Source organism: Acinetobacter sp. V91_7 (assembly GCF_031799075.1).
GTDB classification, from domain to species: Bacteria; Pseudomonadota; Gammaproteobacteria; order Pseudomonadales; family Moraxellaceae; genus Acinetobacter; species Acinetobacter calcoaceticus.
On record NZ_JAVQNT010000041.1, the window covers coordinates 109,519 to 133,524 of the forward strand.

At 38.7% G+C, this 24,006-nt stretch carries 20 protein-coding genes; 14 read left to right on the forward strand and 6 right to left on the reverse strand.

Annotation, left to right across the window (positions count from 1 at the left end; genetic code table 11):
- The first annotated feature begins 37 nt into the window (after window positions 1–37).
- On the forward strand, window positions 38–991 hold the full coding sequence (locus RMB03_RS14030; RefSeq protein WP_311076660.1) for a DUF6160 family protein: 954 nt from the start codon (window positions 38–40) through the stop codon (window positions 989–991).
- 78 nt (window positions 992–1,069) lie between these two features.
- On the opposite strand, the gene RMB03_RS14035 is transcribed toward RMB03_RS14030, so the two are convergent.
- Entirely contained in the window at window positions 1,070–2,014 is a 945-nt protein-coding gene (locus tag RMB03_RS14035) for a tRNA-dihydrouridine synthase (protein ID WP_155120858.1), read from the reverse strand.
- A gap of 84 nt (window positions 2,015–2,098) precedes the next feature.
- Window positions 2,099–2,908 carry an inner membrane protein YpjD gene (locus RMB03_RS14040; protein WP_017388838.1) on the reverse strand — a complete coding sequence of 270 codons (810 nt, stop codon included), beginning with the start codon at window positions 2,906–2,908 and terminating at the stop codon, window positions 2,099–2,101.
- A 140-nt stretch (window positions 2,909–3,048) separates the two neighbouring features.
- On the opposite strand from RMB03_RS14040, the gene ffh reads away from it, so the two are divergent.
- Entirely contained in the window at window positions 3,049–4,464 is a 1,416-nt protein-coding gene (gene ffh / locus RMB03_RS14045; RefSeq protein WP_004641529.1) for a signal recognition particle protein, read from the forward strand.
- Window positions 4,465–4,515: 51 nt separating this feature from the next.
- On the opposite strand, the gene RMB03_RS14050 is transcribed toward ffh, so the two are convergent.
- The gene (locus RMB03_RS14050) at window positions 4,516–5,250 is read right to left on the reverse strand and encodes a pantothenate kinase (protein WP_311076661.1); all 735 of its coding nucleotides are present in this window, start codon (window positions 5,248–5,250) and stop codon (window positions 4,516–4,518) included.
- 14 nt (window positions 5,251–5,264) lie between these two features.
- On the reverse strand, window positions 5,265–6,017 hold the full coding sequence (locus tag RMB03_RS14055; protein WP_311076662.1) for a biotin--[acetyl-CoA-carboxylase] ligase: 753 nt from the start codon (window positions 6,015–6,017) through the stop codon (window positions 5,265–5,267).
- Between the two features lie 30 nt (window positions 6,018–6,047).
- Between RMB03_RS14055 and RMB03_RS14060 the strand changes: the two genes are divergently transcribed.
- The 7 genes from RMB03_RS14060 to RMB03_RS14090 all read left to right on the forward strand — a co-directional run bounded on the left by RMB03_RS14060 (window position 6,048) and on the right by RMB03_RS14090 (window position 16,615).
- Window positions 6,048–6,851 carry a sulfite exporter TauE/SafE family protein gene (locus RMB03_RS14060; protein WP_311076663.1) on the forward strand — a complete coding sequence of 268 codons (804 nt, stop codon included), beginning with the start codon at window positions 6,048–6,050 and terminating at the stop codon, window positions 6,849–6,851.
- A gap of 256 nt (window positions 6,852–7,107) precedes the next feature.
- On the forward strand, window positions 7,108–7,803 hold the full coding sequence (locus tag RMB03_RS14065; RefSeq protein ID WP_003653383.1) for a GntR family transcriptional regulator: 696 nt from the start codon (window positions 7,108–7,110) through the stop codon (window positions 7,801–7,803).
- Window positions 7,804–7,813: 10 nt separating this feature from the next.
- A complete protein-coding gene (gene smc / locus RMB03_RS14070; protein WP_311076664.1) occupies window positions 7,814–11,263 on the forward strand; it encodes a chromosome segregation protein SMC in 3,450 nt (1,149 codons plus the stop codon).
- Window position 11,264: 1 nt separating this feature from the next.
- On the forward strand, window positions 11,265–12,284 hold the full coding sequence (locus RMB03_RS14075; RefSeq protein ID WP_311076665.1) for a cell division protein ZipA C-terminal FtsZ-binding domain-containing protein: 1,020 nt from the start codon (window positions 11,265–11,267) through the stop codon (window positions 12,282–12,284).
- 94 nt (window positions 12,285–12,378) lie between these two features.
- A complete protein-coding gene (gene ligA / locus RMB03_RS14080; protein WP_311076666.1) occupies window positions 12,379–14,418 on the forward strand; it encodes an NAD-dependent DNA ligase LigA in 2,040 nt (679 codons plus the stop codon).
- Between the two features lie 252 nt (window positions 14,419–14,670).
- Window positions 14,671–15,135, forward strand: coding sequence for a bacterioferritin (bfr, locus tag RMB03_RS14085; RefSeq protein WP_311076667.1), 465 nt, complete (start codon window positions 14,671–14,673; stop codon window positions 15,133–15,135).
- A gap of 289 nt (window positions 15,136–15,424) precedes the next feature.
- Window positions 15,425–16,615, forward strand: a complete 1,191-nt coding sequence (locus RMB03_RS14090; RefSeq protein ID WP_311076682.1) for an MFS transporter — start codon at window positions 15,425–15,427, stop codon at window positions 16,613–16,615.
- 68 nt (window positions 16,616–16,683) lie between these two features.
- Here RMB03_RS14090 and RMB03_RS14095 read toward each other — a convergent pair whose 3' ends face one another.
- Window positions 16,684–18,117, reverse strand: a complete 1,434-nt coding sequence (locus RMB03_RS14095; RefSeq protein WP_198497053.1) for a trehalose-6-phosphate synthase — start codon at window positions 18,115–18,117, stop codon at window positions 16,684–16,686.
- Window positions 18,105–18,956 (reverse strand): trehalose-phosphatase, encoded by an 852-nt coding sequence (gene otsB, locus RMB03_RS14100; RefSeq protein ID WP_311076668.1) that lies wholly within the window; start codon window positions 18,954–18,956, stop codon window positions 18,105–18,107. Before otsB ends, RMB03_RS14095 begins: the two co-directional genes overlap by 13 nt.
- A gap of 356 nt (window positions 18,957–19,312) precedes the next feature.
- Between otsB and RMB03_RS14105 the strand changes: the two genes are divergently transcribed.
- The 5 genes from RMB03_RS14105 (at window position 19,313) to bioD (ending at window position 23,968) form a co-directional block, all read left to right on the forward strand.
- Window positions 19,313–20,044, forward strand: coding sequence for a hydrolase (locus RMB03_RS14105; protein WP_311076669.1), 732 nt, complete (start codon window positions 19,313–19,315; stop codon window positions 20,042–20,044).
- Between the two features lie 93 nt (window positions 20,045–20,137).
- Complete coding sequence (gene bioA / locus RMB03_RS14110; protein WP_311076670.1) at window positions 20,138–21,418, forward strand: adenosylmethionine--8-amino-7-oxononanoate transaminase; 1,281 nt, start codon at window positions 20,138–20,140, stop codon at window positions 21,416–21,418.
- 1 nt (window position 21,419) lies between these two features.
- Window positions 21,420–22,577 carry an 8-amino-7-oxononanoate synthase gene (locus tag RMB03_RS14115; protein WP_311076671.1) on the forward strand — a complete coding sequence of 386 codons (1,158 nt, stop codon included), beginning with the start codon at window positions 21,420–21,422 and terminating at the stop codon, window positions 22,575–22,577.
- Window positions 22,574–23,323, forward strand: a complete 750-nt coding sequence (bioC, locus tag RMB03_RS14120; protein ID WP_311076672.1) for a malonyl-ACP O-methyltransferase BioC — start codon at window positions 22,574–22,576, stop codon at window positions 23,321–23,323. The genes RMB03_RS14115 and bioC overlap by 4 nt, the downstream gene beginning before the upstream one ends.
- Window positions 23,324–23,968, forward strand: a complete 645-nt coding sequence (gene bioD, locus RMB03_RS14125; protein WP_311076673.1) for a dethiobiotin synthase — start codon at window positions 23,324–23,326, stop codon at window positions 23,966–23,968.
- The last annotated feature ends 38 nt before the right edge of the window (window positions 23,969–24,006 follow it).

The following is a 24,006-nucleotide window of genomic DNA, read 5'->3' on the forward strand; positions in this document are numbered from 1 at the left end:
AAATAATAAGCGTTTGTCTCTTAAGGATTAGAGCGACATGAAGAATAAAAATATAGGGTGCTGGTTGTTACTTGCCAGTAGTTCAAGTGTTTTTGCAATGCAGCCTTTGGATGATCAAAGTCTTGCGGCAACGACAGGCCAAAATGGCCTAACTTTAGGTATTCAGGCTGATAAAGTTAAATTTAACCAAGTTGCTCTGATTGATACAAATGGTATTGCCTCAACTTCGTATAATAGTAAGGCTGGCTTTGTTATTGCAGGGAATTCTACTAATCCAGTTCCTGGCATAGAGTTTATTAAAACTGCGGTATCTAGTAATCCTTCTTTTAATATCGTAATGGATACTGATGCAGGTGGTGGAAATCCCTTTTTAAATTTAGCTGTATCTATGGGGAGTGATGTAAACGGTATTCGACTTTTACCTTTTTCAGTTTATTTAGCCCCAAGTGCATCTTTATCTAGTCCATCCGATTATGCATTAACCAGTTATGCACCAAAATCAATTTTTAGTTCGGGAACGACAGTGAATACGGGTGTAAAAGAACTAATTCGTTCAACTGGAAATCTAGATATTAACTTTGTACAAACCAATAAACCTCGTTTAAATATCCAGCTTGGCCATGCTGCTCAATCAGTGATGGTTAAATTTGGTGGGGCAATTCAATCTATTTGTTCTGCTGCTGCGGGTTGTCCAATTACTTTAGTCTCGGATAATACGGGAGCTACATTTGGTTTTAAATTTGCTGGAACAAATACCTCGACAGGTTTTGTGCTTGATGGGTTTTATGCTGGCGTTGATCCAACGGGATTAACTTTTGGTAATAATGGCGTGTCGAGTAAGTTCGATGCTTCACTTAACAATGTCACTTTAGGAAATATGGGAACCCAAAGTACAACGACATTTAATAATTTACCGAATGGCTCAATGGGGAGTTTTGGTGTCACTGGCGTTTCTGTAACCGACTTTAAAATGAAAGTAAGTGGCTTTTAGAAAAAATAATAACTTAACCTGAAATACGAAAGAGGGCGGTTGTAAAAACAATCGCCCTCTTTTTATAACTATATTGAGTTAAATGTTTGCTGATCTGGTGTGTTCTAACTGTTGAACAATTTCATCCAAAGCTTTAATACGCTTAACTTGATCCCACAAGTTTTTAGCTTGTGGGTAGGCTTTAGTCATCATCCCTAACCATTGTTTATAACGACCAACCATACCAATTTCTGTTTTTGCTTGACCGTTTAAAAAGCGAATTTGTAAATCAACCAGTTGTTCCCAACTGAATAATGCCTCATTCATATTTTCACGAATACATTGTGTTAAATCTGGGGTAGTCACAGCACCGCGCCCAATCATTAAATCTTCGCAGCCAGATTGTTGCTGACAAGCTCTAGCATCAGCATTGCTCCAGATTTCACCGTTGGCAATTACATTAATTTTTAAAGCTTCTTTAATGGGCAGAATTTTTTCCCAATAAGCAGGTGGAGTGTAACCATCTGCTTTAGTACGAGCGTGAACTGTCAACCAACTTGCACCAGCATCTTCAACAGCATGGGCATTTTCCATGGTGTGATTTTCATCTAGATAACCTAAACGCATTTTTGCTGAAACAGGAATATGCGGAGGTACCGCATCTCTTACTGCTTTAATTAGCATATGTACAACATCAGGTTCATCAAGAAGAACTGAGCCGCCTCGGTGTCGGTTTACAGTTTTTGCGGGACAACCGAAATTTAGATCAATTGCTGGCGCACCAAGCTCAACAACTTTCGCTGCATTTGCTGCCAGCATATCTGGATTGTTACCTAAGAACTGGACATGGACAGGTGTCCCAGCCGCCGTTTTACCGTCATTTTTTAATTCTGGACAAAAACTATGGTAGATATGGTCTGGCAAAATGCTGTCTGTAACTCGAATAAACTCAGTCACACACCAGTCGAAATGACCAACAGATGTGAGTGTATCCCGCATGATCGGGTCAGTTAAACCTTCCATTGGAGCGAGTATGAGTTTCACAGTCTGTGTCACCTGAGCAAAAAGAAAACAGCGTTATACGGGATATGTATAACGCTGTCTAGTATCGATGAAATTTTAATTAATTTAGAGACCCAAAATCATTTCAAGCACAAATTTACTACCAATAAAACCAATGGCTAAAAGCACAAAGCCGATTAACGTAAAACGAATGGCCTTTTGTCCTCGCCATCCGAGTTTGTAGTGGCCAATCAATAATGATCCATAGATAAACCAGGAAATAATACTAAATACGGTTTTATGAGCGAGATGTTGGGCAAAGAAGCTATCGATAGTCAAGAAACCAAAAGCGAGTGCAATTGTTAATAGAATAAAACCAGTAATGATGAGGTCAAATAACAAAGACTCCATCGCCTGAATTGACGGGAGTAAATTGACCCAAAAGCGTTTTTTTTGTTTCTTTTTGAGTTCACGATTTTGGAACCACAGCAAAATAGCGTGAATGGTTGCCATCAGTAAAACTGCATAGGCAGATAAAGACAGAATGATATGGACATCAAGGCCTAGGGAATGCTGTTCAATAAATTGATCGGGTCGGCTGAATGCAAAACCTAAAATTAGGCCAATAGCCGCTACAGGAATGCCTAACAAGTTTAACGGTACAATGGGGCGGAAAATACTAAAAATTAAACTTAACAACAGCATAAGCCACGATGTAAAAGATACTAAATTAAAAACATCGTAGTTAATTCCGGCTGGTGTCAGCATGGCATGGCATAAAACTGTGCCATGCAACAGGAGTGCCAAAATTGCAACAACAGCAAATAACCATGGGTTTGGTTCACGTTTTGACATTAAACGAATAAACAGATACCAGAAAGAAGTGGTATATGCAATGAGTGCCAAAATTGTGTAAACCAAGGGGAGGCTAATCATGTCAAACCTTTTTCAGGATTAATTCATCTATATAAGATATAAATTCGCTGCGAACTAAAGTATCCTATAGCATTCTATGCATAAATTTTCTATTTCGAGAAAGATTTTTTTGCAACTAGCCATTTTAAGCGGATTTTGCAATGTTTGATACCTTAACAGAACGACTCACACAGAGTTTAAGAAATGTTACTGGCTCAGGGCAGCTGACCGAAGACAATATTAAAGATACCTTACGTGAAGTACGTATGGCACTTCTTGAAGCCGATGTCGCGTTACCTGTAACTCGTGAATTTATCGCGAAAGTTAAGGAAGAGGCATTGGGCCAGGAAGTGATGACTCAGTTATCGCCAGGCCAGGCATTTGTAAAAATTGTCTATGACGAACTCACCAAGATGATGGGCGAGGCGAATGAAACACTTGATTTAAGTGCTAAGCCTCCCGTTGTTGTATTACTTGCTGGTTTACAAGGTGCGGGTAAAACGACAACTGCCGCTAAGTTGGCACGTTTCTTAAAAGAGCGTCAAAAGAAAAAAGTAATGACGGTTTCTGCCGACGTTTACCGTCCAGCAGCGATTAAGCAGTTAGAAACTGTGTCAGCAGAAGTTGGTGCTGGTTTTATTCCTTCAGATGCTTCTGAAAAGCCAATTGATATCGTTAATCGTGCAATTGAACAGGCAAAAATCCAATTTGCTGATGTATTGATTGTCGATACCGCAGGTCGTTTACATGTCGATGCAGACATGATGGACGAAATTAAAGAATTACATGCTGCTGTTAAGCCAACTGAAACTTTGTTTGTGGTTGATGCCATGACAGGTCAGGATGCTGCAAATACAGCTAAAGCCTTTAATGATGCATTGGCACTTACAGGTGTGATTCTCACTAAAACTGATGGTGATGCACGTGGTGGTGCAGCGCTTTCTGTGCGTGCAATTACGGGTAAGCCAATCAAATTCTTGGGTATGGGGGAGAAGCTTGATGCTTTAGAACCATTCCATCCAGATCGTGTTGCTCAACGTATTTTAGGCATGGGTGACGTACTTTCTTTAGTCGAGGAAGTTGAACGTAAAATCGACAAAGAAAAAGCCGAAAAAATGGCTAAAAAATTGCAAAAAGGAGGCAGCTTCAACTTTGAAGATATGCTGATGCAATTTGAGCAAATGAAAAGTATGGGTGGCATGATGGGCTTCTTAGATAAGTTGCCTGGCATGAGCGGTGCAGGAATTCAGCAAGCGATTGAGCAAGCGAATCCTGAAAAACAGGTTAAGAAAATGGAAGCTATTATCCAGTCGATGACCGTTAAAGAACGCCGTAATCCAGACTTGATGAACCCAAGCCGTAAAAAACGTATTGCAGCTGGTTGTGGTATGGATGTTGCTGAAGTGAATAAACTCATTAAGCAACAAGCACAAATGGCTAAAATGATGAAGAAGTTTGCGAATCCATCTGGTATGAGCAAAATGATGCGTTCATTAGGCAATATGCAAAAACAATTTGGCGGCGGCGGTGGCGGCGGAATGGGACCACTCTTTGGCAACAACGACCAAAAGAAATAAGCTCATAAAATATAAAAGGCGCAATAAGCGCCTTTTATTTTGCCCTACATTTTAGTCTTTAGGATAATGAGCAATATATTGTTGTAAACCTTTAAGTAAAAGATCAGTTTCTACGACTGGATCATATTTTTTCAAGAACTTGGCAAATAGTTGTGCATCTCCACCGGTAAGGAGCAGTTTTTTCGGAGATTGCTGCATAATATTTTCGATAGTACTAATAAGGCCTAACAAAATACCGTGATGGACTGCATCGACTGTGTTATTGCCCGGGTTTAAATTATCAAAAGCTGAGTCTGGAATTTTAATGCCCTTAGTATTCTGAATGAGTGCATCGCGCTGTAAATAAAGATTTGGCAGAATATAACCGCCTAAATGCTGTTTACCTTGCGTTAAATCAATCGTTAAGGCTGTTCCACATCCAATAATGCAATAGTTTTCATTTGTCTGAGCTACAGCGAGTACTTGTAGCCAACGGTCAATCCCGAGCTGACTTGGTACGTCATAGCCACACTTTAATCCAGCATATTCAGCATGAACTTTTGCAAAAATAACAGGGATTTCAAGCCATTTTAGGATTTGTCTAATGCGCTGATTATTCTCGGCATCTAAGACAGATGATACCCCAATTCGGTGAAGCCCTTGATGCTTAAAATGTTGAATTAACCCAAGTAATAAATCGGCAGGGGACTGTAAATGCAGTTCTGCAGCATGTTCAATAGTTTGGTGATTTTCAGTAATCCAGTATTTTAAACGAGTGTTCCCGATATCGAGCCATAAACTTTTCATGGAGAAACACCTGTTTATTGATTGATCTGTGGTCTTAAACGACCTTGATAAAACTGCTTAGGTTCAGGAGTTTCAAGTATGACAGCTCCATCATTGGAAATTCCAACAAAACGGCCTTCTACTAATCCTTGGCTATGCTCAAACTGCACGAATTGATTAATCCATGCGGCATGATGATTAAAACGGCCAGCTAAGTTGTAGCAGCCATGATCGAACCAGCGAGCTGCATTTTGAATAGCCATATACAGCTCTGAAACTAACTCAAGACGGTTGTTTTGCTCTAAACCTAAATCTTCTAAAGAGGTAATCGGTTGATCACTATCAGTCACTGGTGGTGTTTTTAAATTAATGCCCACACCTACTATAGCCTGATGTTGTGAAAGGGGTTCAACTAAAATTCCACCCCATTTTCCTTGCGCACTATATAAATCATTTGGCCATTTTACTTGTAAGCTTAGAGGCTGTAATTGCGAGATTTGCAAAATATTTAGAGCAACTTCAAGTGCTAAGCGACCATCTAAGGGTGTTCGAGTTTGCACCAATGTGCTTAAATAAATGTTTCCTTCAGGTGAAATCCATTGCCGTTGATGTTGGCCTCGCCCTTGAGTTTGTTGAGCACTGCAAACCAAGCCTGTTGTAATGCCTTTTTGGGCAATTTCACGAATATCATCATTGGTCGAAGTTGTGGTTGCTTTTAATAAAACCACTTCTGGAAGCTGGTTTTTTGCGCTTAAAAGTTGTTGTAGTTGGCGAGTCTCTAAATCCATGTTGAATATGAGCAGAGTGGTAAAACATTTATGGAGTTAATCATATATTTACTCATTGGCGCAATTGCTGGTTTTACTGCCGGATTGTTTGGGGTTGGTGGTGGATTAATTATTGTACCAATCCTCTATGTCGTTTTTACCCAGTTACACTATGACCCTGCGGTAATCATGCATATTGCAGTAGGAACATCACTAGCAACGATTATCGTAACGTCTTTTAGTTCGGTGTCGGCTCACCATAAAAAAGGAGCTGTACTTTGGCCAGTTTTTCGTAATTTAGCGCCCGGGCTCATTATTGGTTCATTTTTGGGTGCTGGTATTGCTGACCTGATGTCTGGTCAACATTTGCAACTTCTTATTGGGATTTTTGCTGTTTCCATGGCTTGTCGCATGTTTAAAGGCGCCCATGTTGTAGTTGATCCAACACGTCAACTTCCTTCAGCATCTATGCAAGTGATGGCTGGTGGGGGAATTGGTGTTGCCTCTGCAATTTTTGGAATTGGGGGCGGTAGCTTAACTGTTCCGTATTTAAACCGTCATGGCGTGGTCATGCAAAAAGCAGTCGCGACTTCTGCTGCTTGTGGTTTACCCATCGCAATTGCGGGCGCAATTGGCTTCATGTGGTTTGGTGCTAAAGAACACATCTCTGTACCTAACACGATTGGTTATGTGCACATCTATGCTTTTATTGGCATTAGTGTTATGAGTTTTATTACAGCCAAGTTTGGAGCAAAAGTCGCTCATGCATTGTCACCGCAAATGTTAAAAAAATGCTTTGCCTGTTTGTTAGTCGTGGTAGGTAGTTATTTTATTTATAAAGGCATTATGCACTAGAGAATAAAATATTAATCTTGATAGAACTACGATGTAAGAGCTTGAATTTTTAGAAATTCGAGCTTTTTTTATTAAATAATATAAGAACATTCGGGGCTTTTATTCATCCGATTTTGGTGTTGTTTTTAAATGGGTTGGCTTAAAATGCAATGAAATTGTCAGACAATGACATAGTTTTTAATCGGTACGATCAGTTAAAAACAAGGATGCGAAAGAAAAGCATGGATTAATGCATATAAAAAGTAGCGGGTGATTTATGAATCTCGAAGAGACAGAAAGTCTTTCTGAGCAAATTGTCAAATATATTAGCGAACAGATCATTAGTGGCGAGCTGGTTGAAGGCGAACGTATTCAAGAACTACGTATTGCTAAAGAGCTTGACGTGAGCCGAGGGTCAGTTCGTGAAGCATTGTTATTATTAGAGCGTACTCATTTAATTGAGATATTTCCACGCCGTGGGGCAATTGTTTCAGAAATGTCTGCACAGCAGGTGAAAGCACTGTTTGACACAAACATGATGTTATTGGGGCATATTGTTCAGCGAATAAGTGAAACATGGCGGGCACATGAAGCAGATCAATTGCAGTTATTGTTAGAACAACTTCTTGAGCATGTAAAAGCAGGGGATATCGAGAAATTTTATGATGGTGTTTTCCAATATCTGGCTGAACAGCAAGATATGGTCGGAAATCCTTATCTAATGAAATTCTATAAAGAGTTATTGCCTTCATTACGTCGTAGTTATTTTTTGACCTTAAATACTTCTAAACGAGAACTACAAGAAGCATTTGCATTATTTAAACTCGTGATTGATGCAATTTTGATCCGAAAATCACAACAAGCCGCTTTATTTATGGAAGATTTTTGTCGACACTTACGTAACCTTGTGTTGGAATCGCTGACACGAATGAAACAGATTGAATTGGCCTGGGCAAGACGCTCACGCCGCTAGTTAGGGCATTATGCGTTTAAGCAGTTTAAAACTTTCCGGCTTTAAATCTTTTGCAGATAGTACAACTTTAAATTTTAAGGCTAACCGCACAGCAGTGGTTGGTCCAAATGGTTGTGGCAAATCAAATGTAATTGATGCCATTCGTTGGGTGATGGGTGAATCAAATGCTCGTCAACTGCGTGGTGGTAGCATGCAAGATGTTATTTTCACAGGAACCTCCAAACGTAAGCCAGTTGGTGTGGCGAGTGTTGAGCTACGTTTTGATAATACGTATGGCAAGTTAGGTGGATCCTATAATGCTTATAATGAGTTAGCTGTTCGTCGTCAGGTCACCCGTGAAGGCAAGTCCGAATATTTCTTAAATGGCACACGTTGTCGCCGTCGTGATATTACCGATATTTTCTTGGGAACAGGGTTGGGTCCACGTTCTTATGCGGTGATTGAACAGGGCATGATTAACCGTCTGGTTGATGCCAAGCCTGAAGAAATGCGTATTTTTATTGAAGAGGCAGCAGGTGTTTCACGCTATCAAGCTCGTCGACGCGAAACTTTGCAACATCTTGAACATACTGAGCAAAACCTTTCACGTTTAGAAGATATTGCTCTAGAGTTAAAATCGCAGCTTAAAACGCTTAAACGCCAATCCGAAGCGGCAGTTCAATATAAAACTTTAGAAGGTCAGATTCGTACCCTAAAAATTGAAATTTTGTCTTTTCAGGCAGATAAAAGCGTACGCTTACAAGAAGAATATACAGTTCAAATGAATGAACTGGGCGAAACTTTTAAATTGGTACGTTCAGAGCTAAGTACGATTGAACATGATTTAGAAGCAACCAGTGCTTTATTTCAGAGACTCATTCAGCAATCTTCTCCACTACAACACGAATGGCAGCAAGCTGAAAAAAAACTATCTGAACTGAAAATGACTCTGGAACAAAAACAGAGTTTATACCAGCAAAACAGTACGACTCTCGTTCAATTAGAACAGCAAAGATTCCAAACTAAAGAACGTTTACAGCTTTCTGAATTGCAACTTGAAACGTTGAATAATCAGTTAGATGAACAAACTGAAGCCTTAACTGCAATTGAGCATACTGCAACGGAAGCTGAACAAAACTTTGCTGATTTACAATCCCAGCAAAAACAAGCACAACAACAGTTTGAACAAGTAAAAGCTCAGGTTGAAAAACAACAGCAGCAAAAAATGCAAATGTCTGCCCAAATTGAGCAGTTAGGCAAAAATGTTCAACGCATTGAACAGCAAAAAGAAACGTTGCAACATCAAGCAAGTCAGATTCAATCGCATGTTCATGAAGATGAGCAGGGTGAGCTTGAGCAACTGCAACAGCAGCTTCGTCGTGAAATTGCGACACTTGAGACTGAAATTGAGCAGCTCTCACAGCGTTTAGAGCAGTCTCAACAGCAACATCAGTCAAGTAAAAATCAACAGCAAACGCTGAAAACAGAAATACAGGTTTTGTTATCTGAACAGAAGAATTTAAGCCAGCTTGTTGCTAAGCAAAGCCCAAAGCAACATCAAGATACTCTACGTTTAATGCAGGCTTTGAAATTAACAGAGCAGGGAAAACCGTATGCGCAGATTATTGAAAAGTTTTTAGCAAAATGGTTGCAAGCTCATATTCTGGAAGCTGAACAAGCTTTTCAAGAAGGAGTTTCTCGTCAGTTAAAACCTTCAGAGCAAACAAATCAATTTAAGCAAAACTTAGCTTGTTTAAATGACTGGATTGAATGTCCACAGCTATCAATCTTTTCGAATGTAGCGATTGCACAAGATTTGACTCATGCTTTAAATGAGCAAAAGCAACTGCAACATGGGCAGTCTATTTTGACTTTAGATGGTTATCATGTTGGGCAGGATTGGGTCATTGCTCTTATGTATGATGACGAGAGTCAAAGTGCACAAGGTATGCTCAGTCATCGCATTCGTCTAGATGAAATTGAACAAGTTCTTGAAAAGCAACAACCCGAATTACAAGCATTAGATCAAATTGTAGTTCAGCAAAAAGATGAACTAGGGCAGTTGCAGTCTGATGTGCAACAGAAACAGCAAGTTGTTAAACAAAAACAAAAAGAATTACAACAGCTTGATGTGCAAATTGCTAAACAGCAAACTGCGGCACAGGCATTTTTACTGCAAAAACAGCAATTGAAAGATCAACTCAGTCAGTTAGATATGCAGCTTGAAGAAGATGCAATGCAAAAAGATGATCTGGAGATTGATTTGCATGCACTAGCAATCAAGCTTGAAACCATTTTACCTGACTATAAAACATTGCAATTTCGGGTAGAGGAGTTAACAGAGCAACTTGAGGAACAACAACAAGCTCTGCATCAGCAACAACAAGAACGTGAAATTTTACGTCGTAACAGCACGCAAACGACTCAACAGATAGAGTTGCTTGAAAAAGATATTTCGTTCTTGCAGAGCCAATATCAGCAAATTAATGCTCAAATGGAACAGGCGAAAAAATTTGTTGATCCAATTCAGTTAGAGTTGCCAAATCTTGAGTCCGAATTTCAGCAACAATTTGCTCAAACTGAAAAGTTGCAAAAGAACTGGAATGAATGGCAGCTTGAATTAAATAGTGTGCAGGAAAAACAACAAACCCTGACAGATCAGCGTCATCAATATCAACAAAAAGATGAGCAGCTCAGAGAACAACTTGAAGCGAAACGTTTGGCATGGCAAGCAGCTAAGTCAGATCGTGAACATTACCAAGAACAGCTTAAAGAGCTAAATGCCGAGCTCCAAAAGGGCTTACAAATCGATTTAACCGAGCACCAGCAAAAACTGGAAAAAGTACAGAAACAGTTTGAAAAAATCGGTGCGGTTAACCTTGCCGCTTCACAAGAGTTTGAAGAAGTTTCCCAACGTTTTGATGAGTTGAGCCACCAGATTCAAGATCTAGAAAATACGGTAACTCAACTAAAAGATGCAATGAAAAGCATTGATCAGGAAACCCGTAAGTTGTTTATGACAACGTTTGATCAGATTAATCAAGAGTTGCAAAATCTGTTTCCAAAGGTCTTTAATGGTGGTGAAGCAAGTTTAAGTCTTGAAGATGACTGGCAATCTGGTGTTAAACTGATGGCAAGACCACCGGGTAAGAAAAATAGTTCTCTAGCATTACTTTCCGGTGGAGAAAAGGCTTTAACAGCTTTAGCATTAGTATTTGCGATTTTTAGATTGAATCCGGCACCGTTTTGTGTGTTAGATGAAGTGGACGCACCACTTGATGATGCGAATGTTCAGAGATATTGTAATTTGGTAAAAGAGCTTTCTGAACATGTACAATTCATTTACATTACACATAATAAGCTGGCGATGACCATGGCAACTGATTTGTTGGGTGTGACCATGCCTGAACCGGGTACATCAAAATTAGTCACTGTCGATTTAGAACAGGCAAAAGAATACGGGTTAGTTTCGGAGTCATAGAATGGAAATCAATACGATTATTGGCATCGTTGTCGCCATTATTATTATGCTAATTGGCTTAAAAATGATTTTAAAAAAGTCAAACCATGCCGAACCCTCATTAGACAGTGATTTGCATATTAATCCTGATAGTAATCAGCCGGTTATACCTAGGCATGTGAGAGATCAGCTTGAGCAAGCTGAAGCCGAGGGAATATCGACGACTAGCGCAGAGCGAGTAGAACCGACTTTAAATGCGGCGTCACAAGTCAGTGAAACAAAACAAACAGAAACTTTGGCTGTAGAACCTACTAAATCAATTTCGGCCGAACAAATTCAACCAGTTGTTGAAACTTCTCCAGATGAAATTAAATCTGAAGAAACTGTAAAAAACTCTACCATTAATGCAGATAGTTCAGTTGAGTTGGTTGATACGGTTTCTGTTAAATCAGGAGAAAGCTTGGAACCAGAAGGCGAAAAGGCTGAGCCTGAGTTGAGTTTGAATCCAAATATTGAAACTGCCGAAATTGCTGAATTTGAAGGTGAGAGTAATATTCTGGATGTGCACTTGCATGAACAGCAGCGCTATGATGATGAAAGTGCATTAGCGATGGCTGAACAGATTATTGCATTAAATGTCTATCCAAACCCTCGTCGCGCGTTGTCTGGCGATAAAGCACTTAAAGTACTGCTGAAATATGGGTTACGTTATGGCGAAATGTCATGTTTCCATCGCTATGAAAATACTGATGAGCCGAGCGTACTTATGTTTTCAGTACTGCGTATGACTGACAATGGACCAGCTGGGTTTGATCTTGAAACCTTATCTACTGAACAAGTCCAAGGTTTGGCATTTTTCCTTGCACTTCCAAATAGTAAAGCTGTAACTGGTTTTGACATGATGGCGAGTATTGCAGGTTTAATTGCTCGTGAAATTGATGGCAAAGTTTATGATGAGAATAATCTTGAATTTACACCACAGTTAAAAGAGCACTGGCGTCATCATGTGATTGATTATCGTCCGGCACAGGCGACTGCCTAGTTTTAATTTTTTACGTTCGTTGCGATAATTGCAACATATCTAGTCGCAGTTCAGGGTGGAGAAATTTCCACCCTTTTTTATGGTGAATAACATAATGGCAACAACTTCCGTGATCGAACAGATGCGTCAGCTTATTCAACTGATTGCAAAGCATAACCATGCATATTATGTGATGGATCAGCCGACAATCTCGGACAGTGAATATGATCATTTATTTCACCAGTTAAAAGCTTTAGAAGAGCAATATCCAGAACGGATTCAATCAGATTCTCCAACTACAAAAGTAGGTGGACAAGCACTCTCTAAATTTCAAAGTGTGACCCATGTGGTTCCTATGCTTTCTTTGGGGAATGTTTTTAATCAGGAAGACTTGTTTGCATTTGCACGCCGTGTCGAAGAGCGTTTGCCCAATCAAAAAGTACAATATGAAGTAGAACTAAAACTCGATGGTCTTGCGATTTCGCTTTGGTATGAAAACGGTGTGTTAATACGTGGGGTTACACGTGGTGACGGAGAAACCGGAGAAGACATTACCCAGAACGTTAAAACGATTCGCAACTTGCCTAAAGTGTTGCATTCGGATCATTTTGAAATTCCACGACTGCTTGAAGTACGCGGTGAAGTGCTCATGCCAAAGTCTGGCTTTGAAAAACTCAATGCCGATCAGGAAGCAAAAGGCGATAAAACATTCGCAAATCCTCGTAATGCAGCAGCTGGTAGTTTAAGACAGCTCGATCCGAATATTGCTGCTGGCAGACCGTTAGCGTTTTATGCGTATGGTATTGCTCAGTGCGAACCAAATCATGGCTTAACCACGATGCATGATAGCCTACAGTGGCTAACGAAACTTGGATTTGAAATTGCTGAACGTCAATATCTATGTAATTCAATTCAAGAAGTACAACAACGCTATGAGCAAATTCAGCAAGAACGACCAGATCTACAAGTTGAAATTGATGGAATGGTCGTAAAGGTTGATGACTTAAAACAACAGCAACAACTTGGTTTTTTAAGTCGTGAGCCACGTTGGGCAACGGCCTATAAATTCCCTGCACAAGCTGCATTAACTACAGTTGATCAGATTGATTGGCAAGTAGGTCGTACAGGTACTTTAACCCCTGTAGCACGCTTAAACCCTGTATTTGTGGGGGGGGTTACGGTTTCCAATGTAACTTTACACAACATTGGTGAAATCCATCGTCTTGATGTACGTGTTGGCGATACGGTTAGTGTTTACCGTACCGGCGATGTTATTCCTAAAGTCGAAAAAGTCTGGCCAGAATTCCGTTCGGCTGAAGCTGAAATTGTACATTTACCTGAAAGCTGTCCTGTTTGTGCTTCACCTGTTGTGATGCCTGAAGGGGAAGCCTTAGCGCGTTGTTCTGGTGGTCTTTATTGTGCTGCTCAGCGAATTGAAGCCATTCGTCATTTCGTGTCACGTAAGGCTCTCGATATTGAAGGTTTGGGCGATCGTTGGGTAGAGTCTTTATTACATCTCGATTTGCTTAAAGATGTTGCCGATATCTATCATTTACATGAGCACCGAGAAACTTTACTTGGCATTGAAAAAATGGGAGAAAAGTCAGTACAAAATCTGATTGATGCCATCGAAGCCAGTAAAAAGACAACTCTTGCTCGTTTTATTTATGCTTTAGGAATTCGTGGGGTAGGTGAAACTACTGCCAGAATGCTAGCGAATACATTCCAAACTTTAGAAGCCCTAAAAACTGCTGATGTTGAAGCTTTAAAGAAAACACCAGATGTCGGCGATATTACCGCAGAATGGATTGCTGACTTTTTCTTGGCGCCTCATAACATTGAAGTGCTTGATCGCTTAATTGCAGCAGGAATTCATTGGGATGCGCCGACTGCACCAACACGCCAGCCATTAAATGGCGAGAGTTGGGTTTTAACAGGCACATTAGAGCAAATGACCCGTGATCAAGCGACCCAGATGCTACAAGCATTAGGCGCGCGCGTGAGCGGTAGTGTGTCAAGTAAAACCAAATGTGTTGTTGCTGGTGAAAAAGCAGGTTCAAAATTAGAAAAAGCAGCAAAACTTGGTATTGTCGTTATGAATGAGACTGATTTCTTATCTCTTATGGCGAGCTATGGGCAGACCTTAAGCGAATAAACCTACCGAAATAAGAACCATTGATTTTAGTTACAAAATAATAAATTGATGGTTTATGTCATATTTTAACGCTTGTCTGGATGTATAAATCGGACAAGCGTTTCTTTTTGCAGAGAAAATTTAATTAACTTAAACTGCAAATGCGTATGTTTCTCATTTTAATTTGATAAAAATCATAAACTTAACTATTTTTTACTTTGCAATCATTTTTAAGATTGCCCATAATAGTTCTCATACGATAGGAGATTTATTATGCGTGGCAATCCAGAAGTCATAGACTATTTAAATATGCTCATTGGCGGAGAATTGGCTGCCCGTGATCAATATTTAATCCATTCTCGTATGTATGAAGATTGGGGTTTAAATAAAATTTATGAACGTATTGATCATGAGATGCAAGAAGAAGCTTCTCATGCTGATGCGATCATTCGCCGTGTATTGTTTTTAGGTGCTAAACCAAACATGCACCGTGAAGATATTAATGTCGGTACAGACGTTGTTTCTTGTTTAAAAGCAGATTTAGCACTTGAATATCATGTTCGTGAAAAATTAGCGACAGGTATCAAAATCTGTGAAGAGAAAGGCGATTACATTAGCCGTGATATGTTACGTCAACAATTATCTGATACTGAAGAAGACCATACCTACTGGTTAGAAAAGCAATTACGTTTAATTGAGTTGATTGGCTTACAAAACTATATTCAATCTCAAATTTAATAAAAAACCCAGCTGATGCTGGGTTTTTTATCGCCTGATTTTTAGCTTTAATAAAATAGAAATAAAAAAGTATTTTTCTCAAATTTAATATATTCAAAGCCTTAGTATATAAGGCTTTGGTAGTTACAAAAAAGTCAGAAAAATTGTATCACACCCCCTGTTTTTTTTATGAAATTGTATATAATTTCGCCAACAAAACCCTTGCCTAGAAACTTCATGAGGCAAGGGTTTTTCTATGGAAAATCGGTTGGTATGGATCGCCAATGATTTTATGGTGAGTTCGCGAAATATGTTATTTACCAAACCTGCTGTTTTAGATACAGCTACTCTCTTAAGCACGCAGCGTCTTGCAACGCGACTAAGCTTTTTTAGCTTAGGTTTTGCGACCGCAGCTTGGGCACCACTGATTCCTTTTGCCCAGCAGCGTTTAAACCTCAATCATGCCGATTTTGGTTTGCTGCTCTTGTGTATGGGTATTGGCTCAATGATTGCAATGCCTGCGACTGGCGCTTTAGTCAAGCGTTGGGGATGTCGGCCATTAATTGCGTTGGCATTGATGCTGTTAATGGTGTTATTACCTAGCCTAACGATGTGGAACAGCATTGTGATGATGGCTGTAGCATTATTTGTGTTTGGGTCGGCAGCAGGCTGTCTTGGGGTAGCTATAAATTTACAGGCAGTGGTTGTTGAAAAACATAGCCTGCGAGCTCTGATGTCTAGCTTCCATGGAATGTGCAGCCTTGGCGGCTTAACTGGGGCTATGCTGGTGACTGCATTATTGGCAGTAGGTCTTTCTCCATTAATGAGTACTTTGTCTGTTGTAATGATTTTGCTCGTTATTGGTGCAGTTGCTATTCCTCCTTGTTTAACGTCTTTTGAACAGGATGAAAAGCCACATCAAGAAGCCGATACGCCTAAAAAACTCTATCGGCCTAACGGCATTATTCTGCTTATTGGTATGATGTGTTTTATTGCCTTTTTATCAGAAGGTGCAGCAATGGATTGGGGTGGTATTTATTTAACAAGTAAGTATGAACTTAACCCAGCCTTTGCTGGTCTTGCTTATACTTTTTTTGCTCTGAGCATGACGACTGGACGTTTTACGGGCCATATCTTGCTAAAGCAATGGGGTGAAAAAAATGTTGTAACTTATAGTGCCATTGGTGCAGCCATTGGTATGGTTGTTATTGTGACTGCACCCGTATGGCAAGTGGTTGTATTAGGCTATGCACTTTTAGGATTAGGCTGTTCCAATATTGTGCCAGTGATGTTTTCTCGCGTAGGGCGACAAAACGATATGCCTAAAGCAGCAGCACTTTCTTTAGTATCAACGATTGCCTATACCGGTTCCTTAAGTGGGCCAGCTTTAATTGGTTTAATTGGTGAATGGACTGGTTTAAGTACAGTTTTAATAGGTGTAGCAGTATTGCTATTTATTATTGCTTTACTTAACCGCTTTACGCTCGCAAAGGCGAATTAATTTATAAATAATAGAAATAATCTAAAGAACATCGAGAATTTAATTTCTCGATGTTCTTTTATTTAGATTTATAAAACCTGATAGATAGATTGATAATTGTCTTGTAATAAGCGCTGAGGTTTCATCAGTAAAGTTGGTGTTTTTTCTAAATCATCTAAGAAATCGTTTCTCCAATGAGTAAGATCAGATGCTGATAAACCCTCTATCAATTGTTGATAACGATTAATACGCTCAGCTTTAGACATTTCTAAAGCCATTTTTAAAGCATCCATCATTGCCGCTCTATCTTGCGGATCAACAATCAAGGCTTGAGACATCTGCTCAGCAGCACCCGCATATTTAGATAAAATTAGTACGCCAGGATTCTCTGGATCTTGAGCTGCAATATATTCTTTAGCGACTAGGTTCATACCATCGCGTAGTGAACTAATCCAGCAAATATCGGAGTGACGATAAATATGCATGAGATTATGGTGTTGAACTGGATCATAGCAACAATCTACAGGTCTCCAGTCTTCATGTGCAAACTCTTCATTGATCAATTCCAACTTGGTCTTAAAACGTTCGTATAAACGTTGATAAACTGCAATATCAGTACGTGACGGTGTTGCAACTTGCAGATGTCGGACTAAGCCATGATATTCAGGATTAGTTTCTAAGAAGGTTGCAAATGCATTAAAACGCTCAAGTAAACCTTTTGAATAATCAATTCGGTCAACCCCAATGATTGTTTTTTGACGAGGTATTTCTTCAAAATTAAACACACAAGGGCTTGGCAAATCTTGTTGTGCTTGTTTTTGAATAAGCTCCGGCTGAACGCCAATCGGGTACGATTTAATTAGTATTTGACGTTTTTTGTAGCTAATACTGTCGCGGTGAATTTTTTGAGCTTCAAGTAAACTTAAACATGTTTGCATACATGCATTTTGATCAATCTGGGTTTGTAAACCAATTACATCATACTGGCTCAAGTCTTGAATTAACTCTCGGGCCACGGGAATTTTGAGCCAGATGTTCAGGCTAGCAAAAGGGATATGTAGAAAGAAACCAATTTTATTTTGCATGCCTAATTCACGGCAGTAACGGGCTACACTAAAAAAATGATAATCATGTATCCAGATTATATCTTCAGGCTGAGCCAGCTGTTTTAACTTTTCAGCGAATAATCGATTGACCTTTTGATAGGTATTATATTCTTGCGAATCATATTCAATAAGATCCTCTCGGTCATGCATCGCTGGCCACAGAACCTTATTTGCAAAACCACAGTAATATTGCGCGTATTGTTGATGGGTGAGAGGGCAGGTGATGTAGTCAATTCCCTGAGAATAGGCCTGCTCAAATTCTGGCGCTTCGCTATCGGTAATTTGCTGACCATTCCAGCCTAACCAAATACCATTGCTATCATTCAATGCATCTTGTACAGCTACAGCAAGGCCACCTGCTGAAGCCTTACCAGATGGCATACTTATTCGGTTCGATAATACGATTAATTTAGACATATTTTTTCTCCATTCTGATTTCGGCTATTTTTGACATATAAGTTTTTTATTCTGTTTTGAAATAAAAAAAGGAAATTAGCGACGTCATCGATATCTTTTAATCTATATTTGGCATGTGTTTCACCAGAGCCTACTTTAATAGTGAGGCCGGATTGCTGATTAATACAAATAAAACCAGATTCATCTGTTAAATCATCTCCTATAAAAATAGGTAGCACTGAGGTTAAATTAAGATGATTTAATATAGTTTGAATTGCTTTACCTTTATCAGCATGGTGAGGGATTAATTCAACAACAAATTTTCCCTTATTTATTTTTAATTGGGGGTAAAAGGATTTAATCTGTTGCATTATATTAAATGCATGATTTTCTAAGTTAGGATTTTTGCGATAATGTAAAGCAATAGAATATCCTTTATCTTCAATTAATAGTTCAGGATATTTCTCACAAGATTTTATAATATCTTGTTTTAATTTTTTAAAATTAATACTGCTTAAATCTGGTCGAATATAATTATCTGAACCAAAATAAATATCTAAACCATGCAAGCCTGCGATAGGAACTTCAATAGGGTGTAGCAGCTTGCCTGCTGTATCTATATCACGACCTGTTACAGCAATAACGGGAATATTTAATTCAATAATATCTTTTATAATTTCTAATGTGGTTTTTGGAATAAAACTTTGCTCAGGATTAATTTGAAAAGGTGCTAATGTTCCATCAATATCTAAAAATAAGCAGTAATTTTTATCTAAGGGTAAAGTATTTATAATATCATTGGATGTAACAAAATATGTGTTTTCCTCTCTCCCATTAGATATTGTACTTTGACTGTTCATATTAGCCTTCCCAATATTTTCTTGATCAATAATTAATCTTCTAACATTAAAATGAATTGATGAGTCATTTCTTTTAATAAAAAAACATAAGTATTAACATTAATTACATTGCATAATGGATTTATAGGCGAAGTGTGGAGTATGTTGTTTTTTGATGGGCTTCAATGTTTAGATAATTAAATTTTTGTATGTTTCCTATTAATAATGCGCGTTTTATTTATCAATATATTTCAGAATATTAATGGGTTTTAATGTGTGATCTAAAATCAATATTTTTAAATTTTATGGCTGATTTTAAAAGATATTTTTTGAAATATTAATATATAATTTTCATCAAATAAGCTTTGGGTAAGAATATGAAGTTACAAAATAAAATTTTATTGATTACAGGGTGGGGAGTAGGAATTGAACCTTTGGAATCATTAAAATTGCATTTGCAGCAGAAGGGTTTTGATGTACAACTTATTAATATATTTGATGTTTTAACTAGCAGTTTCCAAAAACAGCTTAATTTATTGAATGATGTCGATACTGTAATTGGGTGGTCTTTAGGCGGACAGTTAGCAGCTTATTTAGTTGATTCTTTTTATAAAAGCACTGGTCTAACTAAAACTTTAATTACGCTTGCTTCTAATCCATGTTTTGTTGCCAATAGCACTTGGCAGACTGCAATGGCTGCTGATGTGTTCAGTCAATTTAAAACTTCTTTTTTGCAAAACCAACAAGCCATTTTAAAGCGCTTTTATTATTTAATTACTCAAGGATCAGCACAAGCTAAAAAAGATTGGCTAAACATGCAAAATATAGCAAATCCACCCTCTTATGAGTTGTTATTACAAGGGTTAGAAATGTTAGAGCATCTAAACTTGGTAGATAACTTAAAAAATTACTCAGGTCCACAGCTTCATTTATTTGCAGAGCAAGATGGTGTCATTCCTTGCAAAATTGAAGAAAATTTTGCACATATCGCGACAGAAAAGATGAAATACAAAGTATTAAATGAAGCTACTCATGCTTTTCCATATCTACAAGTAGAACGAACAATTGAAGAAATCTGCCAATTTTTAACAATTCATCAGCAAAGTTAATCAGCTTTGATTGATATCGCAATTTTCTTTCATTCTTAACAGGTTTAACATGTGTTTAATGAAAGATTTGAACGCTGTAAAAGGGTAAATAGGATGACCGATAATTTTGATTTGGAACATATTTGGCATCCTTATACTTCAATGACCCAACCTTTACCAACATTTAAAGTTAAACGTGCTTATGGCGCGACTATTGAGTTAGATGATGGTAGGACTTTAATTGATGGTATGTCATCTTGGTGGTGTGCGATTCACGGCTATAACCACCCTGAACTCAATCAGGCAGTGACCGATCAATTACAAAACATGTCTCACATCATGTTTGGCGGGTTAACTCATGATCCTGCTATTGAGCTTGGGAAAATTCTTTTAAAAATTACCCCGCCAAGTCTCGATAAAATTTTCTATGCAGATTCCGGTTCTGTTGCCGTTGAAGTTGCTTTGAAAATGGCAGTGCAGTTTTGGACTGCTCAAGATAAACCGCAAAAAACAAATTTTATTACAACGCGTTCTGGCTACCATGGGGATACATGGAATGCGATGTCGGTGTGTGATCCAGTTACAGGCATGCATCAAATTTTTGGTACAAGCTTACCAAATCGTCTTTTTGTTGCAGCACCGCAAACCAAATTTCATGAAGAATGGAATCCACAAGATATTGCAGAATTAGAACAAGCGATTAAGCAAAATCATGAGCATCTTGCAGCCTTAATTATCGAGCCGATTGTACAGGGTGCAGGCGGCATGCGTTTTTATCATCCTGAATATCTACGTCAAGCCAAAGCACTTTGTGAACAATATAATCTGTTATTAATTTTTGACGAAATTGCCACTGGCTTTGGGCGTACTGGTAAGCTCTTTGCGTGGGAACATGCACAAGTCGAGCCAGATATTATGTGCATAGGTAAAGGGCTAACAGGTGGTTATATGACATTGTCCGCTACCTTAACGACGAAGCATGTTGCCGAGACCATCAGTCGCAGTGAGGCTGGCGTATTTATGCATGGTCCAACCTTTATGGCGAACCCGCTTGCTTGTGCTGTTGCCTTAAAAAGTACGCAATTATTAATTGAGCAAGATTGGCAAGCCAATATTGAGCGAATTGAACAACAACTTACTCAATACTTAACACCACTCAATCAGCTTGACTATGTTGCTGATGTGAGAGTATTGGGGGCAATAGGGGTAGTTGAACTCACTGTGAATGTTGATATGAAAACGTTACAGCAGCAGTTTGTTGATCGTGGAATTTGGATTCGTCCGTTTGGTAAATTGGTGTATGTAATGCCACCTTATGTGATTACCAGTCAGGAATTAAGCTATTTGCTTGAGCAGTTGGTTGAGGTTGTTAAAACCATGCAGGGAGTGCATTGAAATGTCGTTGCTTGATCATTTTGCTATCCAATTAGATGAACTAAAACAACACGGCAATTTCAGACAGTTCACTCAAAATGTACAGCATGAGCGTTTTATTACGATTCAAAATAAAACGATGCTGAACCTAGCTTCAAACGATTATCTTGGCCTAGCTGCAGATGTAAAACTTCGTGAAGAGTTTTTAGAAAATTTTCCAGTCGAACGTAGCTATTTTAGTTCTTCGTCATCACGTTTATTAACGGGTAATTTTGAAGAGTATGAAAAATTAGAAAATAGCCTAAGCCAAGCATTCGGTGGTCGGGCAGCACTATTATTTAATAGTGGCTACCATATGAATATTGGTATTTTGCCAGCTGTTGCTGATGGGAAAACTTTAATTTTGGCTGATAAGCTGGTTCATGCGAGCATGATCGACGGTATACGTTTATCGGGTGCGCAGTATGTGCGTTATCGCCATAATGATTTGCAGCACCTAGAGCAACTTTTGCAAAAATATCATGATGATGACAAGATTGAGCGGATCATTGTGGTGACTGAAAGTATTTTTAGTATGGATGGTGATGAAACTGATTTAGCCGCTTTAGTGCAGCTAAAAAAACGCTTTGCCAAAACTATGCTCTATGTTGATGAAGCACATTCAATTGGTGTGCGTGGCGAACAAGGTTTAGGGTGTGCTGAACAATACAATGTCATTCAAGATATCGATTTTTTAGTGGGGACATTAGGTAAAGCACTAGCAGCAGTGGGGGGATACATTATTTGTCACCCAATTATTAAAGACTATTTAATTAATAAAATGCGTCCGCTTATTTTCAGTACGGCTCAACCGCCGATTGTGATGGCTTGGGCAGACTTTATTTTTCAAAAAGTATTAGCTGCTCAATCTCAGCGTGAACATTTAAAAAATATTAGCCAATATCTTCAACAAGCTGTTGTGCAAAAGGGTTATGTAAGTCCATCGACCAGCCATATTATTCCAGTCATTGTGGGAGAAAGTCAGGCTGCTATCGATAAGGCAAAGCAGGTTCAGCAAAGTGGTTTTTATGCCATGCCTGTGCGTCCACCAACAGTACCTAAAAATAGTTCGCGTTTGCGTATTTCTTTAACGTCAATGGTACAGCAACATGAGCTTGAAGAATTGGTGAGTTTTCTGTGAGTCTGAATAAAAACTTGGTTGCCCAGCGTTTTGCCAAAGCGGGGCAAAGCTATTCAGAGCATGCAACTGTTCAAAAACAAATTTGCCAAAATTTAACGGTTTTACTCCAGCAGTTTTGCCCTACAACGATGTCACGTATCTTTGAAATTGGTTGTGGTTCTGGCAATTTAACTCGTCTTATTGCTGCATCTTTTCAGATTGAAGAGTTAATTTTGAATGACTTGTATGCAGATGTGCAACAGCACTTTAACCATCAAGAAAATTTGAAATGGTTGATTGGTGATATTGAAGCTTTAGATTTTCCGCAGCAGCTCGACATGATCGTTTCTGGTTCGGCTTTGCAGTGGATGCAAGATTTACCTCGTGTACTTCAACATTGTCATACTGCTTTAAATGAAAAAGGCTGGTTATGTTTTTCAACTTTTGGGCCAAGAAACTTAATCGAGATTAAAGAATTAACAGGGCAAGGTTTAAGTTATTGGTCTATTGAAAATTGGAACAATGCCTTAACTTTGGCGGGTTTTGAAGTTCTGCATTTGTCTGAGTCAGAAGCCCAGCTCTATTTCGATACACCTAAAGCTGTATTGCAGCATTTAAAAGCAACAGGTGTGACTGCAACTGCTCAGCATCGTTGGACTAAGCAAACTTTACAACAGTTTTATCAAGATTATGATCGGTTTAAGCATACTGAGGGATATTCCTTAACATATCATCCGATCTATTGTATTGCCCGGAGAATGAAGTAAATGAGTGGTCAGATCTATTTTGTGAGTGGGATTGATACCGAAATTGGTAAGACCTACGCTACAGGCTTTTTAGCAAAATTATGGACTGAGCAGGGTAAAAAAGTGATTACCCAAAAACTCATTCAGACGGGTAATGCTGATATTTCTGAAGATATTGAAAAGCATCGTGAAATTATGGGGCAGGGTTGGTTTCAAGAAGATCATGAAAAGCTCACCATGCCGGAAATTTTTAGTTATCCTGCTTCGCCTCATCTGGCAACACGCCTAGATAACCGAGAAATTGACTTTCAAAAAATTGAAAATGCAACACAAAAATTAGCTGAGCGTTTTGAGATTGTTTTACTCGAAGGTGCTGGTGGATTAATGGTGCCATTAACTACAAGTTTACTCACCATTGATTATATTGCTCAGCACCAGTTCCCCGTTATTTTAGTAACATCGGGTCGTTTAGGAAGCATTAACCATACTTTACTTAGTCTTGAAGCACTTAAGTCTCGTGGTCTGAAATTGCACGCTTTAGTATATAACTTAAAAGATGAATCAAAAGATCCATTAATTTCTCAAGATACGTCAAATTACTTGAAAGACTATTTAGCAATTCATTTTCCTGAAGCTGAGTGGATTGAGTTGGCAAAAATGAATTAATTTAAAATAGGCTATAAAAAAACCGCTCTTATAAGAGC